This window comes from Nonomuraea composti (assembly GCF_012034275.1).
Classification (GTDB): domain Bacteria; phylum Actinomycetota; class Actinomycetes; order Streptosporangiales; family Streptosporangiaceae; genus Nonomuraea; species Nonomuraea composti.
Genome location: NZ_JAATEP010000076.1, coordinates 1 through 22,762, shown reverse-complemented (window position 1 = coordinate 22,762; position 22,762 = coordinate 1). Strand labels below are relative to the sequence as shown.

The following is a 22,762-nucleotide window of genomic DNA, read 5'->3' as shown; positions in this document are numbered from 1 at the left end:
GGGACACCGAGGAGGTCTTGCTCGTCCGCTACACCGGGCCGCCACGACGCTCACGGCGTCGTCCGGGCGTGGGACGCCCACCGGCTCGACCGGCCCGCCGCGCTCGTTCACCGGCCTCAAGGGCGCCATCCGCAGGGCGGCGCTCAGCGCCGACGGCTCGGCGATCGCCAGCATCGACTCGGAGGGATGCGCGCGCGTCCGGTCCGCGGCGGCCCAGGGACAGGCCGGCCCCCGACTGGGCGGCCTGGCGGCCCCTCCCGCTGCGGCGCCGGCGTGCGAGCGGCCGGCCACTCGCCCGCACGGCACCCCGGAACGGGGCCGCCACCTCGGCGGCCTCTCGGTCCGCGAGACCTGCCGCCTCTGAGCTCAAGGCGACAGGCCCGCATCGGTTATCTGGAAGGGCGGCTCAGTCCGGGTAGGGCCGGTTGAAGCGGGGCGGGACGAACGGGACGTACCGGGGCGCCGCGTCGGCGCCCAGGGCCGCCGCCCGGGCGTTCATCGCCGGGGCGGACGTCGCCGGCCAGTGGCCCGTGCGCAGCCGGTCGAGCATCGTGGCCAGCGCCGCCTGCTGCTCCGCCGGTGAGAAGTCGCAGTGGCCGACGGTCTCGGTGTACGTCTGGCGCAGCAGGGCGCCCGCCCCGGCCCGGCGCGCCTTGTCCTCGTACGACTGCTGCTGGGCGACCGTGGAGATCTGGTCGCCGGTGCCGGACAGGGTCAGGACGGGGATCCGGAGGCGGCCGTCCAGGACGATGCCGCGCGAGAACCGTTCGACGGCGGCCGGGTCCGCCGCGATGCGGGGCGCGACGGCCAGCGTCCGAAGGTCGGCCGCGAGTTCCAGGCCCGCCGCCTCGTACAGCTCGCGGACGGCGCGCCGCAGGGCGGGGTCGGCGAGGCGGAGCTGCCTGGTGTAGTCGACGCCGGTGTTCCAGGACGGGTTCCCGCCGGCCACCGCCATGAGCTGGCGGCGGCTGCTCATGGCCTGCCCGACGTAGGGGAGGGGCCCGCCGGCGAGCGCCAGGTAGGCGCCCTGCTCCAGCGCGCCGGCGTCCCGGCCGTCCGGCGGCGGGGGCGCGGACCCGTCCGGGTTGCGGCCCCAGGCGGGCAGCTGGCCGATCGCGGCGGCCAGGGCGATCCGGGCCCGGCCCTCGGGCGTCCGCTGCGCGGCGGCGAGGGCGTCGATCCACGCCTTCCTGGCCTGCTCGACGTCCTGCGGGATGTCGATGACGGGCAGGCCCGGCGCGATCAGCCGTTCGAGCACGAAGAGCGTGTCGAGCTTCTGGTTCCACTGGGCGACGGACCCGCTCAGTCCCCCGCACATCGGGACGGCCGCGTCGAAGGTGCCGGGGTGGACCTGGGCGACGCCGGCGGCGACGAAGCCGCCCATGGACGTGCCGGACGCGATCGCCGTGCGCGCCCGGCCGTAGGCGCGCTCGAAGCGGGCCAGCGCTTCGGCCTGGTTGTCGATGGCGGCGCGGATGTTCCATCCGGTGACGGTCCGGCTCGTCCCGCCGCGGGCCACGCCGGCGGCCAGCAACCGCGCGGTCAGGGCCTCGTCCCGGCCCTGACCGGCGAAGTCGAGGGCGACCACGACGGTGCCGTTCCACGCGGCGGGCACGACGAACTCGTACGGCGTGCCGTCGTCGAGGGTGCCGCTGACGCAGGTGGGGCGGGCGGGCGAGTCCGGCAGGCACGGCGTCCCCCCGGAGGGGCTCGCGGCGGCGGGTGTGCTTGCCGTGGCGGTGGTCACCGCGATGGCCAGGCACGCGATCATCGCGCGGCGGATCACAGGGACAGTCCCTTCGACTCGACCGTCCAGCCGTCCTCGCCGCACAGCCCGCAGTCCGGGCCGACGAAGCGCGCCCCGGCGGCCCGGTCCCCGCGCAGAACGTAGTCGAACCAGTCCGCGGCCACCTGCCAGCCCTCGATGGCCTCAAGGCCCGCGATCAGGCCGACGTGCCCGGCCGCCGCGTCGGAGGCCAGGACGGCGGGGACGCCGAGCAGGGCGTAGTTCTCGACGCTGTTCTGGTAGGCGACGTCGTCGGGGCCGCCGTTGACCAGCAGCGTCGGCGTGTGCAGGGCGGCGAGGCGGTCGCGGCCGTAGCCGCCGAAGCTCGGCTGCGGGAAGTACCCGGTGTTGAAGCCGGCGACCGCGTCCACGATCGGGTCGGTCCCGGCGGCCAGGGCCTCGATCCCGCCGCAGCTGTGGCCGAGCACGCCGACGCGCGTCGGGTCCACCCGCCCGTCGAACTGCTTGCGGGCCTGCTTCGACCCGGTGGCCCAGCGGGCCGCCGCCAGAAGCGCCTCGGGGTGCGCCGTCGTCTGGTCGGGCGTGCTGGGGACGGGGAAGTCGGCCACGCCGCCGTTGGCGATGACGATGTACCCCTGGGAGGCGAGGCCGGTGAGGAACGCGATCCCTTCGAGGTTGCTCGTCGCGCAGGCGCCGTTCCCGTGGACGATCACCGGCAGGCTGCCCTTGCGCAGCGCCTTGAGGTCGGCCGGGCGGTAGACGGTGTGCCCGGGCAGCCCGTCGGCGGCCTCCCTGACCGTGGCCAGCACGGTACGGGCCGGGGCGCCGGTCGCGGCCGGCCCTAAGGGTGCGGCCGTCGCGGTCCCGGAGGCGGTGAGGACGACCGCTGCCACGGTCGCCGCGAGCAGGGCCCGCAGGGTCTTGAAGCGGGTGGACATGGGGTTCTGCCTCCACGTTGTCGGGTGGTTTCAGGAACGGGGGACGAGGTGCAGCGGTGCTGATCGGGGCCCGAATTCGAGCCAGTTGAACATCTCCACCTCCCCGCCCGGCTCGACGCGGGAGGTGCCGGCGAGCAGCTCGCCCAGCGCGGCCGCCAGCTCCAGCCGGGCCATCGCCGCGCCGGGGCAGCGGTGCGCGCCCCGGCCGAACGCGAGGTGCCGGTTGGGCCGCCGCTCCAGGTCGAGCCGGTCGGCGTCGGCGAACACGGCCTCGTCCCTGTTCGCCGACGGGAAGATCATCGTGATGGCCTCGCCGGCTCGCACCGTCCGGCCGCCGAGCTCGACGTCGCGGGTGGCGGTGCGGGCGAACACCCGGTAGGGGGCGTACAGCCGGAGCAGCTCCTCGATCGCGGCCGGCAGCAGCGCGGGGTCGGCGCGCAGCCGGTCCTGGAGGTCGGGGTCGCGCGAGAGGTGGACGGCGGCGCTGCCCAGCACGGCGTGCGGCGCGCCGATCCCGGCCACGACGGTCTGCCGGACGGTGGCCACGACCAGCTCGTACGGGATCGGCCGGGCCGGGTCGCCCGACGCCCGCAGCAGGCTGGACACCAGGTCCTCGTCCGGGTCGCGGGGCCGGGCCCGGCGCTCCTCGACGATGGCCAGGGCGATCGCGTACAGCTCGTCGCTGGCCTTCATGACCCGCGCCCGGTCCATCTCCTGGATGGCGAAGCTGTACTCCACGCCGATCCGGCGGATCTCCAGCACCTGCTCGACCGGCAGGCCGAGGAAGAGCGCGAAGCACTGCGCCGCGTACGGCAGCGCGAACTCCCGCGCGTAGTCGCCGCCGCCGCGCGCCAGCAGCGGCTCCAGCAGCTCGCGCGCCGCCGCCGCGAACGCCGGTTCGAGCCGGCGCACCACGGCGCGGCGCAGCACCCGGTCCATGGGGGCGCGGTAGACGCCGTGCTCGGGCGGGTCGAAGTGCAGCGGCGGCCGGCGCTGGGCGCGCGGCACGTGCGGGACGACGTTCTGCACGGCGGTGCTGAACGTGCCGCTGTCGCGGGCCACCCGCACCACGTCGGCGTAGCGGGTGGCGGCCCAGAAGCCGCCGAAGGCGTCGCTCCACGGCACCGGGCAGCGCCGCCGCAGGTCGGTGTAGACCTCGTGGGAGCTGTCGAAGGTCTCGGGCGCGGTGGGGTCCCAGTCGGAGGCGCGTCCGGTTTCAGAGGAGGTCATGATGCGGTCCCTTCGTCACAGCAGGTGCCGGCGGGCGATGCGGGCGAGCGTCTCGATGGCGTACACGACGACGGCGATGGCGATGACGATCGCGGCGGTGGTGTCGTACCGGAGCGTGGCGATCGACTCCTGCATGAGGTAGCCGACGCCGCCCGCGCCGGCGATGCCGAGCACGACCGACTCGCGCAGCGCCAGGTCGGCCACGAACAGGCCGTTGCCGGTGAACGACGGCACGAACCGCGGCCAGGTCCCGGCGGTGAACGCCTGCCACGGGCGGGCGCCGGTCGCGGTCAGCGCCTCGTACGGGAGCGGGTCGAGCTGTTCGAGGGAGTCGGCGAAGAGCTTGGCGGCCAGCGCGGTGGAGGAGATCCACAGCGCCAGGAAGCCGGCGAACGGCCCGAGGCCCAGCGCGGCCACGAACAGCAGCGCGTACACCAGGTCCGGGACGCCCCGCACGACCACCAGCAGCACGCGGACCACGGCGGACAAGGGCCGCCAGGGGGTGGTGCCGGCGGCGGTGAGCAGGGCGAGCGCCAGCCCGCACGCGGCGCCCGCCGTGGCGGCGCCCAGCGCCATGAGCAGGCTCTCCAGCACCGCCATGAGCAGGTCGCCGGTGAACGCGGGCGGCCACAGGCCGGCGAGGAGGTCCCGCAGGTTCGGCCAGGCGCCGGCCAGCCGGCCCGGGTCGGGGCTCAGCGTCACCAGCGACACCAGGAAGACCGCCGTGACGGTGACCGCGCCGGCCGCCCGCAGCGCCCGCCGGCGGTCCCACCCGACGTCGTACGGGGTACGCCCGGCGGGCAGCACGGCCGTGCCCGTCGTGCCGCCCGCCCGGGTGCGGCGGCGAGGCGTGCCCCCGGTGGCGCGGCCGGCTCCGGTGCGGCGGCGCAGCGCCACTGACAGCAGCTCCAGCAGCAGCACCAGGACGACGATCACGCAGATGATCCCGGCGGCCCGGTGGTAGTTGAGGCTGCCCAGCGCGGTCTGCAACGCCACGCCGATGCCGCCCGCCCCGACGACGCCGAGCACGGCCGACGCCCGGATGTTGATGTCCAGGCGGTACAGCACGATGGTGGTCAGCGCGGGGAGCACGCGGGGCAGGACGGCGGAGACGGCCACCTGCGCTTCGCCGGCCCCGCAGGCGCGGGCCGCCTCGGCGGGGGCGGGGTCGGCCTCCTCGACGGCGTCGGCCAGCAGCTTGGCGATCATGCCGACGGAGTGCACGGCGACGGCCAGCGCGCCGGCCAGCGGGCCCAGGCCGAAGATCCGGACGAACAGGATGGCGAACGCCAGCGTCGGCACGGCCCTGGTCAGCACGACGACCGTCCGCGCGATCGGCCGTAGCCAGCGGGGCCCCAGGTGGGTGCGGGCGGCGACGAAGGCCAGCGGCACCGACGCCAGCGCCGCCAGGCCGGTGCCGGCCACCGCGATGAGCAGCGTCTCGGCGACCATCCTGGCCACGTCGGCGGCGCCGGGCAGGTCCGGCGGCCACATGCGGGCCAGCAGCCGCGCGGTGTCGTCCAGCCCGGCCGCCAAGGAGGTGGGGGACAGGCCGATCCACCAGAACGCCAGCCACGTGACGGCCACGGCCGCGACCAGCAGCGCCGCCGCGACGACGGCACGGCTGCTCAACGGCGGCCGCGCCGAGACCGGCGCCGGCGCGCGCCTGACGGGAGCGGCGCTAACCATCGCGAGCCTCCGCCTGACCGTCACGGGCCTCCGCCTGGTCGTCACGGGCCTCCGCCTGGTCGTCACGGACGTCCGCCTGGTCGTCACGGACGTCCGCATGGTCATCGCGGCCCTCCACCCGGCCGTCGCGGGTCTCCGCCGGGTCGTAGATCGCCCGCAGCCGCTCGGCGGTGAGATCGGCGGCGGGCTCGTCGAGCACCAGCCGGCCGCCGCGCAGCGCCACGACCCGGTCGGCGGTGGCGAGGGCGAGCTCGATCTGGTGCAGGCTGCACACGACGGAGATGCCGTCCTCGGCGCTGATGCGCTTGAGTGTGTCCAGCACCAGCATGCTCGCGGCGGGGTCGAGCGAGGCGACCGGCTCGTCGGCGAGGATCAGCTCGGGGCCCTGCAGCAGGGTACGGGCCACCGCGACCCGCTGCTGCTGCCCGCCGGACAGCGTGTCGCAGCGCTGGAACCGCAGCTCCGCCAGCCCGACCCGGTCGAGCTGCTCCACGGCGCGGGCCCGTAGCGCGCGCGGGTAGCTCATCACCCCGTACCGGGGCAGCCGCAGGCTCGCCAGCGACCCCATCAGCACGTTCTCCAGCGCGGACAGCCGCCCGACGAGCCCGAACTGCTGGAAGACGAAGCCGACCCTGGCGCGCAGGGCGCGCAGCCGGCCGCGGGAGCAGGCGGCGGGGTTCTCGCCGAGGGTGCGGACGGTACCGCTGTCGGGCAGGTGCATGCCGTTGACGAGCCGCAGCAGCGTGGACTTGCCGGCGCCGGAGGGCCCGGCCAGGGCGACGAACTGCCCTTGCGGGACGTCCAGGGAGATGCCGTCGAGCACGGTGGTGCCGTGGAAGCCCTTGCCGACCTCCGACAGGCTCAGCACGGGTTCGCCGTCGATTCGCTCAGCCACCGGACGTGCACACCTCGGCCTTGGTGACCTCGCAGATGCGCGCGATCGGCTGGTAGGTGGCGTCGGTGGCCTTGACGAACGTCCAGGCGGTGGAGGTGCCGAGGGTGCAGGCCGGGGCGCCGGCGTACTGGCCCCAGGCCTTCGGGCCCTTGATCTCGCTGCCCTTGCACAGCCCGGCGGAGGCGGCGCCGGCGGCGGTCAGGCCGGTCACGGCCTTGGAGATCTTGTCGCGGACGTCCTGCGGCAGCCACGTGCCGACGACGATCGGCGGGCCGGGGATGAGCGGCGAGGTCCACACCTTGCCGACCTGCCCCGGCTTGAGCAGGCCGCGGGCGGGCAGCAGCTGGTCGACGAACACGTCGCCGACGAAGGCGAGGTCGCAGTCGCCGGCCAGCAGCGAGGCCACCGCCGTGTCGTGCCCGTGGGTGAAGACCGTCTTGACGTCCTTGTCCACGTCGACGCCGGCCTCCCGCAGCGAGGCTAGGGGCTGCAGGTAGCCGGTGGTGGAGCCGGGGTCGGTGAAGCAGACGTCCTTGCCGGCGGCGTCCTTGAGCGCGGTGATGCTGCGGTCGTCGCCGCGGGTCACCCCGTAGGCGTACGCGCCGGGCTCGCCTCCGGGGGCGGCCAGCGGGACGGCGACGGGCTCGACGGCGGCGCGGCTGCGGGCCAGGTAGTAGCTGAAGGCCCCGTAGACGGCGATGTCCACCCGCTTGGCGACCTGCGCCTCGACGACGGCGGCGTTGCTGGTGACGGCCTGGAAGCGGACGGGGACGCCGAGCTGCTTGGTCAGTGCGGAGACGATCGGGGCGAACGACGCCTCGAGGTTGTCGCTCTGCTCCGACGGGATGGCGGCGAAGACCAGCTCGCCGGGCCGGCCATCGCCGGCGGCCGCGCCGCGGGCGCTTCCCGGGCCGGCCCCGCAGGCGGTCAGAAGTGCGAGCGCGGCACCCGCCGCGACGACGCCCAGAGCTGATTGTCGGAACATCGGGGCTCCTCACATGCAGGTGGTCGGGCCAAGGTAAACAGGCCCGCGAGCATTGTCAACAGTTCTGTGACGACCGTAGGATTAGTGTCTAGCGTTTAGTGCGGCTCCTGGAGGCGGACATCAACCACCGTTCAGTGATCAAACGGGCGGCCCGGGGCGTAGTGGCGCTCTCGACCGCGGCCCTCACGCTCACCCCCACCCCGGCTGCTGGCGAGGACGGCCCCATCAGCGTCACGGGCGTGCACCCGAGCGGCGCCACCTACGCGATCGAGGTGCCGCGCGGCTGGAACGGCACCGTCCTGTCGTTCAGCCCCGGCTACGGTCAGGGCGCCGGGCCGCAGCACCTGCCCGCCGACCTCGGCGGCGACGCCACCGCGCGGAGCTGGCTGCTGGCCCACGGGTACGCCCTGGCCGGCACCCGCCCCTACGGTGACGGCTGGGCCGTCGAGGAGACCCTGCGGAACTCCGCCGACACGCTCGCCGCGTTCGCCAAGGTGGCCGGGCAACCCGCCGTCACCCTGGCCTGGGGCGGCTCGATGGGCGGGGCCATCGCGGCCGGCCTGGCCGAGCGCCGGCCCGACCTGATCGACGGCGCGCTGCCGTACTGCGCGTCGGTCGCCGGGCCCGTGGCGATGCTCAACCAGTCGCTCGACGCGGCCTTCGCGTTCAAGACGCTGCTGGCCCCCGGCGACGATGCCGTGAAGCTGGTGCGGCTGGGCTCGGCCGAGGAGGAGGCGCGCAGCGTCGCGGCGGCCCGCGCCGTCCTCGACGCCGCGCAGCGCGATCCGGCCGGTCAGGCGCGCATCGCCCTGGCGGCGTCCTTCGCCCAGGTCTCCACCTGGTCGGTGCCCGGCACGCCCGAGCCGGGGGCGCGCGACTGGGCGGGGCAGCAGGCCCAGGAGTACGCGGCGTTCATGGCGACCGTCTTCTCCCCCCGGTACCCCCTGGAGCGCCGGGCGGGCGGCAACTTCTCCTGGAACGCGGGCGTGGACTACCGCCGCGAGCTGCACGAGTCCGGCCGGTTGCGGCAGGTGCGCGCCCTCTACGACCGTGCCGGGCTGGATCTCGACGCCGACCTCGCGGCCCTGGCGGCGGCCCCGCGGGTCTCCGCCGACCCCGGCGCGGTCGCGTACATGGAGAGCTACTTCACCCCGCGCGGCGCGCTCGGCGTGCCCGTCCTGACGGTGCACGAGCGCGGCGACAACTACCCCACCGTCACCCAGGCCCGCGCCTACGCCGACGTGGTCCGGCGGGCGGGCAACGGCGCGCTGCTGCGCCAGGCGTTCGTCGACCGGCCCGGCCACTGCCGCTACACCGCGGCCGAGCTGGTCGCCGCGGTGCGGGCGTTGAGGAGCCGGGTGCTCACGGGCCACTGGACGGGCACGGACGCCCACCGGCTGAACGAGGTGGCCGCGCGGGACCCGGCCCTGGGCACCGCCGAGTTCGTCCCTTACACCCCCGGCCGTTTCCTGCGCCCGCACGTGCCTCGGTGAAGCGGGCCGTAGGATTCACGCACGGTGATCCGGAAAGGCCGAGCCGGCTGAGGAGTCTGACGATGAGGGACGCCACGTGACCGCGTCGCCCGAGCCCGGCTCCCTGCCCCGGGCCAGGCAGGGGGCCGAGCCGCAGCGGCTGCTGACCACGCTCCTGGGCGACTACTGGTTCTGGCGGCAGGAGCACATCCCGTCGGCGGCGCTGGTGCGGCTGCTGGAGGAGTTCGGCATCACCGAGGTCAGCGCCCGCGCCGCCCTGCGGCGGCTCACCTCGCGGGGGCTGCTGACCAGCTCCCGCAACGGCCGCACCACCGCGTACGGGCTGCCGCCGCGCGCGAACGACGTGATCGTGGCGCACATGCGCCGGCTGCTGACGTTCGGCGCCGTCACCCCGAGCTGGGACGGGGAGTGGACGGTCGTCATGTTCTCCGTGCCCGAGGAGCAGCGCGACACCCGGCGGGCGCTGCGCGACGGGCTGCGCCTGCTGCACTTCGGCATGATCTTCGACGCGGTGTGGGTGTCCCCGCACGACCGGACGGACGACGTCGTCGAGCTGGCCCGCAGGGTGGGCGTGCGCGGGGTGGCGGTGTTCCGTGCCCGCAAGGTCGCCGACGACGACCTGGAGCCGGTGCTCGACCGCGCCTTCGACCTCGACACCCTGCGCGAACGCTACGAGCGTTTCATCGACAGCCACCGGCCGGTCGCCGAGCGGCTGGCGGCGGCCGCCCCGAGCCCGGGGGAGGCGCTGCGGCTGCGTACGGCGATCATGACGGACTGGCGGGTGTTCCCCACGCTCGACCCCGGCCTGCCCGCCGAGCTGCTGCCCGACGGCTGGCCGCGCGACGAGGCCAGGCGGTTGTGCGTGCGGATCTACGACTCGCTCGGGAAGCCGGCGGAGCGGCGGTTCCGGGAGATCCTCGCCGAGTTCGACCCCGAGCTGGCCGGGCTGGCCGCGCACCACACGTTCGCGCAGGTGTCCGCCCTGGAGTCGCCGGCGACGCGGCGGCACACGAGCTTCGACGAGACGACCGACCGCGACCGCCTCGACGTCCTCGACCGCAGCACCGGGAGCCGCCGGCATGGTGGATAGGAGCCACCCGCAAAGCATGACATCTTGATGGCGAGCGCAATCGTAAGCGTTGTCAATATACTCGGGTTGTGAATGATCGCGAGCTGTTCGAAGCAGGGGACGTCGACTTTCCGCGCTTCCAGGTGGGCGCGCCCCCGCAGCACCTGATTACCACGCTGCTCGGGGACTACTGGATCAGCCGGCCCGAGCAGCTCCCGTCCGCGGCCCTGGTGCGGCTGGCCGAGGAGTTCGGGGTCTCCGCCGTGGCGGCGCGGGCCGCGCTCAGCCGCCTGACCAGGCGAGAGCTGCTGGTCTCCTCCAAGGCGGGGCGGCGCACCTACTACCGGCTCACGGACCGGGCCGCCGCCGTGCTGCAGGAGGGGCGGCAGCGGATCATGTCCTTCGGCCTGGAGCAGGGCGCGTGGGACGGGCGGTGGGTGATGGCCGCGTTCTCCATCTCCGAGGAGCAGCGCGACCTGCGGCACGCGCTGCGCGCGCGGCTGCGCTGGCTCGGCTTCGCCCCGCTCTACGACGGGCTGTGGGTCTCGCCGCGGGCCGACGCCGACGGCGCGGCGGCGGTGCTCACCGAGTTGGAGATCCCCATAGCCACGGTCTTCCGCGCCGAGGCCCTGGACCTGGCGGGCATGCGCGCGCCGCAGGAGGCGTGGGACTTCGACCAGCTCCGGCGCACCTATGAGGGGTTCGCCGCCCAGTACGCGCCGCTCCTGGAACGGGTGCGCAGGGGGGTGGTCGGCGCGTCGGAGGCGCTGGTGGCCCGCACGGGGATCATGGACACCTGGCGGACGTTCCCCAACCACGACCCCGACCTGCCGGCGGAGCTGCTGCCCGCCGACTGGCCGCGCGCCGCCGCCCGGGACCTGTTCGTGGAGATCTACGACACCCTCGGGCCACTCGCGGAGTTCCGCGTCAAGCAGATCGTCGCCGCGTTCGACCCCGCGCTGGCCGAGCTGGTCGCCCACCACCGGACCAGCTCCATCCTCGCGCTCACCTGACCCTCCTTCCGCCCGCCCGCGCCGCACAGCCGCCTCTTGACAGGTGTGCACCCTTAGGTGTGACACTTACTCCAACGACCGCAAAACTAACTGCAGTATGAGCCGGTCGTGGAAGGATCACCATGAGACTGCCCAGGACCATCCTCGCGGGCACGGCGGCCTTAACTCTCGTCAGCGCCGCGGCTTGCGGCGGAGGCGGCGGTGACGCGCAGCGGCCGGCCGGCGCGACGGCTCTGTACGACGCCCTACCCGACAGCATCAAGGAGACGGGCGTCATCCGATTTGCCGGGGATTCCCACCCGCCCTACCGGATCGTCGCCAACGACGGCAAGACCGTCACGGGCATCGACAAGGAGCTGCAGGACGCCCTCGGCAAGGTGCTGGGAGTCCGCACCGAGATCTCCATCGTCAACGGCCTGCCCGCCGCGCTGTCCGGCATGCTCGCCTCCCGCTACGACGCCTTCAACGGGCCGGTCAAGGACAGCGCCGAGCGCGAGAAGCAGTTCGACGCGATCGTCTGGATGGTCACCCGGACCTCGTACCTCATCCCCAAGGCCGGGTCGGCGGCCATCAAGAGCTCCGGCGACCTGTGCGGCAAGCGCGTCGCCGGCACCGCCGGCAGCATCGTGGAGGACCAGGCCAAGCGCCTGACCGAATGGTGCACCAAGCACGGCAAGCCGGGCATCGACTTCATGGGCCTGGCCGACACGAACGGCACCATCCTCGCCGCCAAGTCCGGCCGCGCCGACGCCGCCGGCATGACCGAGAGCGCCGCCCTCGACGTGCTGGGCAAGGAAAAGGACGCCTTCACCTACGTCACCCAGACCGACGAGCAGGGCGCCGGCGTCGACCAGCTCGCGATGCTCGTGCCCAAGTCCAGCGGCCTCGGCCCGGTCATGCTCGACGCGTTCAAGAAGATCTTCGAGAACGGCGAGTACAAGAAGATCATGGACAAGTACGGGCTCCAGAACGTGGCGGTCCCGGAGCCCAAGATGAACACCGCGGCGACACCATGAGCACGGCGCCCCAAGCCGTGGACGTCGCGCCCCAGCCAGTGGACGTCGCCACGGCCCGGCCCCGCGTCCGCCCCCTGCGGTGGGTGGCCGGAGCCGTGCTGCTCGTGCTCGCCGCGCAGTTCGCCTGGTTCCTCGTCACCAACCCGCGCTTCGCCTGGCCGGTGGTCGGCACGTACCTGTTCGACCCGAACATCCTGCGCGGCCTCGGCATGTCGCTGCTGCTCACCGTCATCGGGATGGTGCTCGGCAGCCTGCTCGGGGTGCTGCTCGCGGCGGGCCGGCTGAGCGGCTTCACGCCGGTGGCCTGGGCCTGCGGCGTCTACGTCGCGGTCTTCCGCGGCGTGCCGCCCCTGGTCCAGCTCATCTTCTGGTTCAACCTCGGGTACCTGCTGCCGCGGATCTCGCTCGGCGTGCCCTTCGGGCCGACCTTCGTCTCCTGGCCGACCAACTCCGTGATCAGCTCCCTGACCGCCGCGATCATCGGGCTCACCCTGCACGAGGCCGCGTACATGGCCGAGATCGTCAGGGCCGGCATCCTCGCCGTGGACGGCGGGCAGCGCGACGCGGCCCGCGCCATGGGGTTCACGGCCGGGCAGAGCTTCGTCAAGGTCGTGCTCCCGCAGGCGATGCGGGTGATCGTCCCGCCCACCGGCAGCCAGTTCATCAGCCTGCTCAAGGGCACCTCGCTGGTCAGCGTGATCGCGATGGCCGACCTGCTCTACTCCGTGCAGGTCATCTACAACAGGACCTACGAGATCGTGCCGCTGCTGATCGTCGCCTGCGCCTGGTACCTGGCGGTGGTCACCGTCCTGTCGCTCGGGCAGCGGCGCCTGGAGCGGCACTTCGGGAAGGGGCAGCGGTGAGCGGCACGCCGGTCCTGCGGATCCAGGACGTGCGCAAGCGGTTCGGCGACCACCAGGCGCTCGACGGGGTGAGCCTCGACGTGCACGAGGGCGAGGTCGTCACCGTCATCGGGCCGTCCGGGTCGGGCAAGTCCACCCTGGTCCGCTGCGTCCACCAGCTCGAGAGCATCGACGGCGGTGCCATGTACCTCGACGGGGAGCTGCTCGGCTACGAGCTGCGCGGCGGCCACCTGCGTCCCCTGCCGGACCGGCGCGTGGCCGCCCAGCGCGGCCGCATGGGCATGGTCTTCCAGCAGTTCAACCTGTTCCCGCACTGGAGCGTGCTGCGCAACGTCGTCGAGGCGCAGGTCGCGGTGCACGGCCGCAAGCCGGAGGAGGCGCGCGAGCAGGCGCTGCGGCTGCTGGAGCGGGTGGGGCTCGCCGGGCGCGCGAACGCCCACCCCCGGATGCTCTCCGGCGGCCAGCAGCAGCGCGTCGCCATCGCCAGGGCGCTGGCCACGCACCCGAGGATCATGCTGTTCGACGAGCCCACCAGCGCCCTGGACCCCGAGCTGGTGGACGAGGTGCTGCGCGTCGTGCTCGACCTGGCACGCGGCGGCATGACCATGATCATCGTGACGCACGAGATGAGCTTCGCCCGCGAGGTGGCCGATCGCTGCGTCTTCATGGAGGCGGGCCGCGTCGTCGAGACCGGCACCCCCGAGGAGATCTTCGACAACCCCGTCTCGCCCCGCCTGCGCGCCTTCCTGTCCCGCTTCTCGGGGCGCGCTGCTTCTGAGGAGATCGCCTCTTGAGTTCCACGGTGATGGCCGTCGGCGACCTCGTCGTCGACGAGCCCGACCCCGCGTCCTTCTTCGACCCGGCCCGCGAGACGCTGAGCAGGGGCGATGTGGTGATCGGCCACATCGAGGTGCCCCACAGCACGTCCACCGCCCAGGTCAGCACCGACGTCCCCGCGCCGCCCGCCGACCCCGCCGCGCTCACCGCGGTCGCCGCCGCCGGCTTCCACGTGGTGACGCTCGCGGGCAACCACGTCTACGACGCCGGCGACCAGGGGGTGGCCGACACGATCAGGTACGCCTCCGAGGCCGGCCTGGCCACCGCGGGCGCCGGCCTGACGCTCGGCGAGGCCCGCCGCCCCGCCGTCGTGGAGCACGACGGGCTGCGGATCGGCGTGCTCAGCTACAACTGCGTCGGCCCGCGCGAGTCGTGGGCGACCAGCCGCAAGCCGGGCTGCGCCTACATCAAGGTGCTCACCCACTACGAGCTCGACCACGCCAGCCCCGGCGGGCCGCCCGCCGTCTACACCTTCGCCGACCCCGCCTGCCTGGAGCGGATGGCCGCCGACGTGGCCGCCCTGGCCGCCGAGGCCGACGTCGTGCTGGTGTCGCTGCACAAGGGCGTCGGGCACACGCCCGCCGCGCTGGCCATGTACGAGCGGCCCGTCGCCCACGCCGCCGTGGACGCGGGCGCGCACGCCGTGTTCGCCCACCACGCCCACATCATGCGGGGCGTCGAGATGTACCGCGGCAGGCCCATCTACCACGGGCTGGGCAACTTCGTGACCGTCACCCACGCCCTGACGCCCGCGACGGGCGACGAGGGCGAGCGGGCCGCGTGGGCGCGCCGCAGGGTCGAGCTGTACGGCTTCGCCCCCGACCCCGGCATGCCGCACTACCCCTTCCACCCCGAGAGCAGGAACACCGCGATCGCGCTCTGCCGCTTCGACCGCGACGGCCTGGTCTCGGCCGGCCTCGTGCCCTGCTGGATCGACGGCGCCGGCCGCCCGGTCCCGCTCGGGAACGACGACGAGGGGCGGCGGGTCGTGGCGTACATCGAGGACATCACGCGGCGGGCGGGCCTGACGACGGAGTTCCGCTGGGAAGGGGACGAGGTGGTGCTGCGTGGCTGAACGCCCGCTCGCCGGCCGTACGGTGATCGATCTGACCACCGCGCTGTCCGGCCCGTACGCGACCCTGCTGCTGGCCGGGCTCGGCGCCCGCGTCATCAAGGTGGAGAACCCGCTGACCGGCGGCGACAGCTCCCGCAACAACGCCCCCTACCTCGGCGCGGGCGGGCTGACCCTGGCTCGCGACGGGGACGACGACATGTCCGTGTCGATGCTCCTGCGGGGCCGCAACAAGCAGAGCGTCACGCTCAACCTCAAGCACCCCAAGGCCCGCGACCTCCTCGCCGGGCTGGTCCGGGTGTCGGACGTGATGATCGACAACTACAGCGCCGGCGTCATGGCCCGGCTCGGCATCGGCCACGACTGGGCGAGCGCCATCAACCCGCGCATCGTGTGCACGTCGATCAGCGGGTTCGGCGCGCAGGGCGGCCCCGGCTCCGGCAAGGCCATGGACACCATCATCCAGGCGCTCAGCGGCGTGATGATGACCGCGGGCGCGCCCGGCGAGCCGCCCGTCCGCTTCGGGCTGCCCGTGGGCGACCTGGTCGCGCCGCTGTACGCGGTGATCGGCACGCTCGCCGCCGTCCTGCGGGCCGACGCGACCGGCCAGGGCCAGCACGTGGACGTGTCCATGCTGGGGGCGCTCACCTCGCTGGTCGCGTGCGAGCCGTTCGACGCCTACGAGAAGCTGGGCCTGCCCATGCGCACGGGGACGACCGTGCCCAGGCTGGCACCGTTCGGCACGTTCCCCGCCGCCGACGGCTGGTTCGCGCTGTGCGGCCCCACCGACGCCTTCGCCCGCGGCCTGTTCGAGGCGATGGGACGCGCCGACCTGGCCGCCGACCCGCGCTTCGCCACCCGGGACGCGCGCGTGGCCAACGCCGGGGAGCTGCACGAGCTCGTCGGCGCGTGGGCCGCCGGCCGGCCGCTCGCCGCGATCCTCGACCTGCTCGCCCGGCACGGCGTGCCCGCCGCCGAGGTGCGCGGGCCCGGCGACGCCGTCCGCGACCCGCTCGTCCTGGAACGCGAGGAGGTCGTGCCCCTGGAGCACCCGCACCACGGCCGCCCCGCCGACCTGTACGGGACCGGGGTGCCGATCCGCTTCTCCGACTCCGAGGCGGCGCTCGACCGGCCGGCGCCCGGCCTCGGCGAGCACAACGCCGAGATCTACGGCCACCTGCTCGGCCACTCCGACGACGAGCTCGAGGCCCTGGCCGCCGAAGGGGTGATCTGACATGCCCGAAGCGCTGGCCGCGCTGGAGGAGGCGTACGCCAGGCGTGCCCCAGACGGTCCCGCTCCGGTCATCGGCTACGTCGGGGCGGACGTGCCGGTCGAGCTGCTGACCGCCGCCGGAGCCCGCGCGTTCCGCCTCACGGGCGACCCGGACGCCGGCTCCGGGACCGGCGACCGGTACCTGGGGCTCGGGGTGGACCCGGCGGCCCGCTCGGTGCTGTCGCGGTTGCTCGCCGGGTCCTACGGCCACCTGGACCGCGTCGTGGTCTCGCACGACTGCGAGGCGTCGCTGCGGCTGTTCTACGCGCTGCGCGAGCTGCGCCGGGTGGAGCCGGGCACGGCGCTGCCGGAGGCGTACCTGGTGGACCTCCTGCACCTGCCGCACCGCACCACCGCCCGCTACAACCGGCGCAGGATCGGCGAGTTCGCCGCCAGGCTCGAAGCCTGGACCGGCCGCCCCCTCGACCTTCCCCGGGCGGTGGCGGCGCACGACGAGCGGCGCCGGCTGCTGGCCGCCGCCGCCGAGCTGCGCAGGGCCGTGCCCGCCCGCCTCACGGGCCGGCAGTTCCTCGCCGTCCTCAACGCGCCCCTGCCGGTGGACGAGCACATCGCGCTGCTGCGCCGGCTGCTGGACGAGGCGGACCGCCTCCAGGAGCACCCCGGCCGGCGGGTCTTCCTGAGCGGCAGCGACCACGACACGCCGCACGTGTACGAGGCCGTCGAGTCGGAGGGCTACGTGATCGTCGGCGAGGACCACTCGTTCGGCGACCTGTCCGTGACCGACCCGATCGGCACAGGCGACCCCGGCGCGAGCGGCCTCGGACCGGCCGGCCTCGGCACGGGCAGCCTCGGAGCCGGCCTCGGCGCGGGCGGCCTCGATGTGCTGGCCGAGCACTACCACCGCAGCGGCCCGACCGCCCACCGCGCCACGGCGGGCGAGCGCGCCGCGCACGCCGCCGCGGCCGTGAAGCGCTGCCGGGCCGAGCTGTTCGTCGCGTATTCCAGGGCCGGTGACGAGGCCCCGGCCTGGGACTTCCCCGCGCAGCGCGCGGCGCTGGACGTCCCCGCCGTGCTGCTGGAGCGCCAGGAGTACGGGCGCGCCGACCTGACCGCACTGAAGGACCTGACATGCGCAGTGTGAAGTCGCTCGCCACCGCCGCCGAGGCGGGCCGCCACCAGCGGGAATGGTTCGCCGACCTGCGCGCGCGGGTCGCCGCAGGCGAGCCGTTCGCGCTGCTGAACGCGGACGTCCCGCACGAGATCTTCCGCACCATGGACATCCCGTACGCCGTCAGCCAGTGGTGGGCGTCCCTGGTCACGGCCAAGCAGCGCTCGGGCCACTACCTGGGGCTGGTACGGCAACGCGGCTACCCCGACTACTCCGAGCAGTACAACTCGGTCACCCTGGGCTCCGCGTTCGACCCGGAGCCGGAGGCGGGCCCGTGGGGCGGCCTGCCCCGCCCGGACATCATCGTCGGCGACGCCTCCGGCGACGTCACCCGCAAGATCTTCGACATCTGGGGCCAGGAGCCCGGCGTCACCTTCTACCCGCTGGAGAGCGGCGCGGAGAACGAGGTGCCCGCCAACTGGTGGGAGCTCATGCCGCACCGGTGGGAGGAGGCCGTCGGCCCGGCCCGGCTGGACCTGCTCACCGCGGAGCTGGAGAACCTCGTCAGGTTCCTGGAGACGACCACCGGCAGGCGCTTCGGTGAGTCCCGCTTCCGGGAGGTGATGGCGCTGGTCAACGAGCAGGAGGAGTGGAACAGGAAGACGCGCGACCTCATCGCCCGCACGCGGCCCGCGCCGCTGAGCGTCGTCGACAGCATCCCCAGCGTCATGCTGCCGCAGTGGCACCGCGGCACCGAGTGGGCCAGGGACCTCGCCAGGCGCTTCTATGAGGAGGTGCGCGACCGCGTGGACGCGGGCCACGCCGCGTGCCCGGGGGAGCGGGCGCGGCTGATGTGGATCGGCCGCGGCCTCTGGTACGACATGGGCTTCTACCAGCGCTTCCAGGAGGAGTACGGCGCGGTGTTCGTCTGGTCGATGTACCTGGCGATCGCCGCCGACGGGTACGTCCGCTACGGCGACGACCCCATGAGGGCGCTGGCCGCGCGCTTCGCCGCCTTCAGCGACCAGCTCTACACGCCGCCGTGGTCGAGCGAGTGGTACGTGAAGGAGGCCCGCCTGCACGGCATCGACGGCGTCGTCCACCTCGTGTCGGACGATCCCCGGGGCAGCTACTTCACGGCCAGGGCGCTGGAGTCGGCCGGGTTCCCGGTGATCGAGATCCACGCCGACAACGTCGACACCCGCACGTTCGACGACGACATCACCGGACGCGTCGGCCGGTGGCTGGAGGACGTCGTGCTGCCCCGCCGCGCCTCTTCAGGGTCGCCGGCCGCCTGAGGAGGGCATCACGCGGCCGGCGGCCTTGCCGGGCAGGGCATCATGCGGTGGGTGGGAGGACGACGTCCTTGCCGGGCAGGGCATCATGCGCCGGGCGGGAGGACGACGAGCTTGCCGGGAAGGGTGCCCGCGGCGGCCCTGGCGTGGACGGCCGGCAGGTCGGCGAGCGGCACCCGCTCGGCGACGTCGACACGCAGCTCGCCGCCGTCGACCAGCGCCACCAGCCGCGCCAGCTGCTCGGCGTCGCTGCGGACGTACAGGTCGATGCCGCGCACGCCGCGCTCCTCGTCGGCGGGCGCGGGCATCCACACCGTCGTGTTGACGAGGACCCCGCCGGAACGGACGAGGGTGACCAGCCCGGCCAGCTCGGCGGGGTCGATCGGGGCGAGGTTGAGCACGACGTCGACCGGCTCGCTGACGGCCTCGGTCACGCGGGTGGTGGTGTGGTCGACGACCTCGTCGGCGCCGGCCGACTTGACCGCGTCGCCGCTGCGCGGCCCGGCCGTGGCGATCACGTGGGCGCCGGCGTGCCGGGCGAGCTGCACGGCGTAGCGGCCGACCGCCCCGCCCGCGCCGTTGATCAGCACGCGCTGCCCGGCGGTGAGCCGGGCGTGGTCGAACAGCGCCTGCCACGCGGTCAGGCCCACGACGGGCAGCGCGGCGCTGTCGGGCAGGGGGATGCTGGTGGGCGCCGCCGTTAGGATCTCGGCCGGCGCGAGGACGTACTCCGCCGCCGCGCCCGTCCCGTTCATCGGCAGGAAACCGATCACCCGGTCGCCGGCCTCGAGGCCGGTCACGCCCTCGCCGAGCGCGTCGACCGTGCCGGCGACGTCGAGGCCGGGGGTGTGCGGCAGCGTCACCGGGATGGGGCCGCGCATGAAGCCGCCGCGGATGTTGCCGTCGACGCCGTTGAACGACGTGCCCGCGACGCGGATCCGGACCTGGCCGGCGCCGGGGACGGGCTGCTCCACGTCCTCGTAACGCAGGACGTCGGGGGTGCCGTACTCGTGGAAACGCACTGCCTTCATGGGGGAGCTCGCTCTCGCTCGGAGCCACTTGCTTCGAATCCGAAGCAACTGACGGCCACGCTAGCACCGCTTCGAATTCGAAGCAAACTATTCGGCGGCGGCCTGATCGTGCGCGGCCTGGGCGGCGAGGATGTCGCCCGCGTGATCGCGCACCCAGTCGAACAGCGGTTGCAGCGACCTGGTGACGCCCTCGCCGAGGCCGGTCAGGGCGTAGCTGACCTGCGGTGGCCTCGACGGCTTGACCGTCCGGCGGACGAAACCGTCCCGGACGAGCGTGCGCAGCGTCTGCGACAACATCTTCTCGCTGACGCCCTCCACCCTCGCCCGCAACTCGTGAAAGCGGTGAGGGCCGTCGCCCAGGGCCGTCAGCACGAGCACCGCCCAGCGCCCCGAGACGTGATCGAGCACCATGCGTGCCGGGCAGTCCTGGTGAAACGCGTCACTCACGCGCCGCCCACCCCTTCCACGACCTGACCGCCGACCCGGCGGTAGGGGACTAACCCGGAGGTACGTCCTTACTTTTCGTTAGCTGCGACCCTAGTGTCGGCACGCATGGAACGCATCGCCCTCATCACCGGCGCCGGCCGCGGCATCGGCGCCGCGACGGCCCGGGAACTGGCCCGCCGCGGCTTCCACGCCATCGTCAACTACCGCACCGACACCGAGGCCGCCGCCTCCGTGGTCAAGAGCATCGAGGCGGCCGGCGGCACGGCGCGGGCCGTGCGCGCCGACGTGCGCGACCCCGGCGACGTGGCCGGCCTCGTCGGCGCCTGCCCCCGGGTGGACGCCCTCGTCTGCAACGCCAACATCAGCCCGCCGTTCGCCCCGCTCGCCGAGCTGTCCTGGGCGGACTTCGCCGGCAAGGTCACCGGCGAGCTGGCCGCCGTCTTCCACGTCACCCAGCGCGTCCTCCCGCTCATGCGCGAGCGGCGGGGCGGCCGGATCGTGTACGTCTCCAGCGTCAGCGCCGGCCTCGCCCGCCCCGCCGCGATCGCGCACGGCACCGCCAAGGCCGCGCTCGACTCCTTCGCCCGGCACGTCGCCGCCGAGGCGGGCGCGTGGGGCACCACCGTGAACGTCGTGGCGCCCGGCGCCGTCCGCACCGAGGGCAGCGCGGCGATGCGCACCCCCGAGGCGGAGCGCTCGCTGGCCCGACGCTCGGTGCTCGGCCGGATGACCGAGCCCGAGGACGTGGCCGCGGTGATCGGCGCGCTCGTGGACGGCGGCTTCGGCGCGGTGACCGGCGCCCACATCCCGGTCGACGCCGGCGCCCGGCTCATCCCGTGAGGCATCTGCGGATGCCGCTGAGCGACGGCCGGCGCCCTCACGCTCCGTTCTTGCGGCGGCGCGGCGCCGCCGAGCGCGGCGGCGCCGAGCGCATGTGAGCCCGCACCGGCTCCAGCAGGCCGGCGAGGGCCACGACGTCGTCGTGCGAGAGCGGCTCGAACAGCAGGCCGCTGACCACCTCGATGTGGCCGGGCAGCACCTTCTCCAGCAGCGCGCGCCCGGCCTCGGTGATGGTGACCGTGATGCTCCGCTCGTCGTCCGCGGAGGGGCCGCGCGTGACCAGGCCCGCCTTCTCCAGCAGACCCGCCTGGTACGTCAGCCCGCTGCGGCTGTAGACGACGCCGTCGGCCAGATCGGTCATGCGGTGGCTGCCCGTCGGTGAGTCCCCGAGCCGGGCGAGGAGCTGGAACTGGACGTAGCTGAGATCACCGGCCTCGCGCAGCTGCTGCTCCACCGCGTGCCGCAGCAGGCTCGTCACCTCGATGAGCGAGAAGTAGGCGCCGAGCTGCACCGGATCGAGCGACGGCGGTGAATCAGACATGGCAGGAGTTTAGGCCCGTGCCGCCGGCCGAGCAGCCGGGTGGTCGGCGTGGATCACACATTCGTGCGATGTACGGTAGATCGTCACCCGGGCCGGGTGGGCCCCACACGAACGACATTCAGGACGGACCATGGACGAACAGCAGATCCTCCAGCGCATCCACGCCCTCGTGGACGAGGAGCACGACCTGCTCTCCCGGCGCGAGTCCGCCGGCCCCGAGCAGCACGCCCGCATCGCCCACCTGGAGGAGACCCTCGACCAGTGCTGGGACCTGCTGCGCCGCCGCCGCGCCCGCCGGTCGGCCGGGCTGGACCCCGACGACGCCCAGGTGGCGCCGGTCTCCCAGGTCGAGGGCTACCTGCAGTGACCACCCCGCGCTGACGAGGAGCACAACGATGCCGCGCACCTGGTTGACCGACCGGTTCGGGCTGGACGTGCCGCTGGTCGGGGCGCCGATGGCGGGCGTCGCCGACGGGCGGCTGGCCGCCGCCGTGTCCGCGGCGGGCGCGCTCGGCATGTTCGGCGTGCCCGCCGCCGCGCCGGCCCCGTGGATCGCCGAGCAGGCCGCCGTCGCCGCCGCGGGCGGGCGCCCGTACGGCATCGGGCTCATGGCGTGGGCGCTGGCCGGCAACCCCGCCCAGCTCGACGCCGTCCTCGAAGTCCGGCCGGCGCTCGTCTCGGTGAGCTTCGGGGACTTCGCCCCGTACGTCGAGCCGCTGCGCCGCGCCGGCATCACCGTCGCCGTGCAGGCGGGCACCACCCGCGAGGCCAAGGAGGCCGAGCGGGCCGGGGCCGACGTGGTGGTGGCCAGGGGCGGCGAGGGCGGCGGTCACGGCCGCGACGAGGTGGCCACGCTGCCGCTGCTGCAGAGCGTGCTGGAGGAGGTGCGGGTGCCGGTGCTGGCCGCTGGCGGCATCGCCACGGCCAGGGGCCTGGCCGCCGTGCTGGCCGCCGGCGCGCAGGGCGGGTGGGCCGGCACCGCGTTCCTCGGCTGCGCCGAGACCACGCTGCCCGCGGCCGCCCGGGCGCGGGTGCTGGCCGCCGAGGAGACCGGCACCGCCTACGGCCGCGTCTTCGACGTGGCGCAGCGGCTCGCGTGGCCGCCCGAGTTCGGCGGGCGCGGCCTGCGGAACGCGTTCTTCGAGCGGTGGCACGGGCGGGAGGACGAACTGGCCGGGGACGAGACGGCGCAGGCGGAGCTGGAGGCGGCCCGCGCCTCCGGCGACTTCGCCACCGCGTACGTCTACGCGGGTCAGGCGGTCGGCATGGTGCGGGGCGCGGTGACGGACGCGGTGACCGGCGCGGAGGAGCGGTTGCCCACGGCCGCCGACGTGGTGCAGGGCTTCGCCGCCGCCGACGCGCTGCTCCGCCGCTTCTCCGGCGACCGCTGACCCCGGCCGACCCACCGCGCCGACCCAC

At 74.3% G+C, this 22,762-nt stretch carries 22 protein-coding genes; 13 read left to right on the top strand and 9 right to left on the bottom strand.

Translation table 11 applies throughout. The features are described from left to right. Positions 1-406: 406 nt before the first annotated feature. The 6 genes from HCN51_RS52315 to HCN51_RS52290 are packed head-to-tail and all read right to left on the bottom strand — an operon-like array spanning position 407 to position 7,484. Positions 407-1,786, bottom strand: coding sequence for an alpha/beta hydrolase family protein (locus tag HCN51_RS52315; RefSeq protein ID WP_206068932.1), 1,380 nt, complete (start codon positions 1,784-1,786; stop codon positions 407-409). Further along, positions 1,783-2,685, bottom strand: a complete 903-nt coding sequence (locus HCN51_RS52310) for an alpha/beta hydrolase family protein (protein ID WP_168020805.1) — start codon at positions 2,683-2,685, stop codon at positions 1,783-1,785. The genes HCN51_RS52315 and HCN51_RS52310 overlap by 4 nt, the downstream gene beginning before the upstream one ends. Before the next feature lie 30 nt (positions 2,686-2,715). Beyond that, complete coding sequence (locus HCN51_RS52305; RefSeq protein WP_168020803.1) at positions 2,716-3,915, bottom strand: cytochrome P450; 1,200 nt, start codon at positions 3,913-3,915, stop codon at positions 2,716-2,718. Between the two features lie 15 nt (positions 3,916-3,930). Next, on the bottom strand, positions 3,931-5,604 hold the full coding sequence (phnE, locus tag HCN51_RS52300) for a phosphonate ABC transporter, permease protein PhnE (protein WP_168020801.1): 1,674 nt from the start codon (positions 5,602-5,604) through the stop codon (positions 3,931-3,933). Beyond that, the gene (locus tag HCN51_RS52295; RefSeq protein WP_206068931.1) at positions 5,597-6,499 is read right to left on the bottom strand and encodes an ATP-binding cassette domain-containing protein; all 903 of its coding nucleotides are present in this window, start codon (positions 6,497-6,499) and stop codon (positions 5,597-5,599) included. Before HCN51_RS52295 ends, phnE begins: the two co-directional genes overlap by 8 nt. Continuing rightward, the gene (locus HCN51_RS52290; RefSeq protein WP_168020799.1) at positions 6,492-7,484 is read right to left on the bottom strand and encodes a phosphate/phosphite/phosphonate ABC transporter substrate-binding protein; all 993 of its coding nucleotides are present in this window, start codon (positions 7,482-7,484) and stop codon (positions 6,492-6,494) included. The genes HCN51_RS52295 and HCN51_RS52290 overlap by 8 nt, the downstream gene beginning before the upstream one ends. 134 nt (positions 7,485-7,618) lie before the next feature. Between HCN51_RS52290 and HCN51_RS52285 the strand changes: the two genes are divergently transcribed. The 10 genes from HCN51_RS52285 to HCN51_RS52240 all read left to right on the top strand — a co-directional run bounded on the left by HCN51_RS52285 (position 7,619) and on the right by HCN51_RS52240 (position 18,487). Then, a complete protein-coding gene (locus HCN51_RS52285) occupies positions 7,619-8,977 on the top strand; it encodes an alpha/beta fold hydrolase (RefSeq protein ID WP_168020797.1) in 1,359 nt (452 codons plus the stop codon). Between the two features lie 76 nt (positions 8,978-9,053). Continuing rightward, a complete protein-coding gene (locus HCN51_RS52280) occupies positions 9,054-10,067 on the top strand; it encodes a PaaX family transcriptional regulator C-terminal domain-containing protein (protein WP_168020795.1) in 1,014 nt (337 codons plus the stop codon). 68 nt (positions 10,068-10,135) lie between these two features. Further along, positions 10,136-11,059: a PaaX family transcriptional regulator gene (locus HCN51_RS52275; RefSeq protein ID WP_346434125.1), complete on the top strand. Its 924-nt coding sequence runs from the start codon at positions 10,136-10,138 to the stop codon at positions 11,057-11,059. A gap of 122 nt (positions 11,060-11,181) precedes the next feature. After that, entirely contained in the window at positions 11,182-12,075 is an 894-nt protein-coding gene (locus tag HCN51_RS52270; RefSeq protein ID WP_168020793.1) for a transporter substrate-binding domain-containing protein, read from the top strand. Continuing rightward, on the top strand, positions 12,072-12,938 hold the full coding sequence (locus tag HCN51_RS52265; RefSeq protein WP_168020791.1) for an amino acid ABC transporter permease: 867 nt from the start codon (positions 12,072-12,074) through the stop codon (positions 12,936-12,938). Before HCN51_RS52270 ends, HCN51_RS52265 begins: the two co-directional genes overlap by 4 nt. Continuing rightward, complete coding sequence (locus tag HCN51_RS52260; RefSeq protein ID WP_168020789.1) at positions 12,935-13,732, top strand: ATP-binding cassette domain-containing protein; 798 nt, start codon at positions 12,935-12,937, stop codon at positions 13,730-13,732. Before HCN51_RS52265 ends, HCN51_RS52260 begins: the two co-directional genes overlap by 4 nt. Next, positions 13,729-14,850, top strand: a complete 1,122-nt coding sequence (locus HCN51_RS52255) for a CapA family protein (protein ID WP_240974150.1) — start codon at positions 13,729-13,731, stop codon at positions 14,848-14,850. The genes HCN51_RS52260 and HCN51_RS52255 overlap by 4 nt, the downstream gene beginning before the upstream one ends. Further along, complete coding sequence (locus HCN51_RS52250; RefSeq protein WP_168020787.1) at positions 14,843-16,081, top strand: CoA transferase; 1,239 nt, start codon at positions 14,843-14,845, stop codon at positions 16,079-16,081. The genes HCN51_RS52255 and HCN51_RS52250 overlap by 8 nt, the downstream gene beginning before the upstream one ends. Position 16,082: 1 nt before the next feature. Continuing rightward, positions 16,083-17,222 (top strand): 2-hydroxyacyl-CoA dehydratase family protein, encoded by a 1,140-nt coding sequence (locus tag HCN51_RS52245; RefSeq protein WP_168020786.1) that lies wholly within the window; start codon positions 16,083-16,085, stop codon positions 17,220-17,222. Further along, positions 17,210-18,487, top strand: a complete 1,278-nt coding sequence (locus HCN51_RS52240) for a 2-hydroxyacyl-CoA dehydratase family protein (RefSeq protein ID WP_168020784.1) — start codon at positions 17,210-17,212, stop codon at positions 18,485-18,487. Before HCN51_RS52245 ends, HCN51_RS52240 begins: the two co-directional genes overlap by 13 nt. An 83-nt stretch (positions 18,488-18,570) precedes the next feature. On the opposite strand, the gene HCN51_RS52235 is transcribed toward HCN51_RS52240, so the two are convergent. Then, positions 18,571-19,515 carry an NADP-dependent oxidoreductase gene (locus tag HCN51_RS52235; RefSeq protein WP_168020782.1) on the bottom strand — a complete coding sequence of 315 codons (945 nt, stop codon included), beginning with the start codon at positions 19,513-19,515 and terminating at the stop codon, positions 18,571-18,573. A gap of 87 nt (positions 19,516-19,602) precedes the next feature. Then, positions 19,603-19,962, bottom strand: a complete 360-nt coding sequence (locus HCN51_RS52230; RefSeq protein WP_346434124.1) for a winged helix-turn-helix transcriptional regulator — start codon at positions 19,960-19,962, stop codon at positions 19,603-19,605. 105 nt (positions 19,963-20,067) lie between these two features. On the opposite strand from HCN51_RS52230, the gene HCN51_RS52225 reads away from it, so the two are divergent. Further along, positions 20,068-20,802, top strand: a complete 735-nt coding sequence (locus tag HCN51_RS52225) for an SDR family oxidoreductase (RefSeq protein WP_168020780.1) — start codon at positions 20,068-20,070, stop codon at positions 20,800-20,802. Between the two features lie 37 nt (positions 20,803-20,839). Here HCN51_RS52225 and HCN51_RS52220 read toward each other — a convergent pair whose 3' ends face one another. Then, positions 20,840-21,343, bottom strand: a complete 504-nt coding sequence (locus tag HCN51_RS52220) for a MarR family winged helix-turn-helix transcriptional regulator (RefSeq protein ID WP_168020778.1) — start codon at positions 21,341-21,343, stop codon at positions 20,840-20,842. A gap of 130 nt (positions 21,344-21,473) precedes the next feature. On the opposite strand from HCN51_RS52220, the gene HCN51_RS52215 reads away from it, so the two are divergent. Both HCN51_RS52215 and HCN51_RS52210 read left to right on the top strand, forming a co-directional pair. Next, positions 21,474-21,710, top strand: coding sequence for a DUF2630 family protein (locus HCN51_RS52215; RefSeq protein ID WP_168020776.1), 237 nt, complete (start codon positions 21,474-21,476; stop codon positions 21,708-21,710). Between the two features lie 28 nt (positions 21,711-21,738). Continuing rightward, on the top strand, positions 21,739-22,734 hold the full coding sequence (locus HCN51_RS52210) for an NAD(P)H-dependent flavin oxidoreductase (RefSeq protein WP_168020774.1): 996 nt from the start codon (positions 21,739-21,741) through the stop codon (positions 22,732-22,734). The last annotated feature ends 28 nt before the right edge of the window (positions 22,735-22,762 follow it).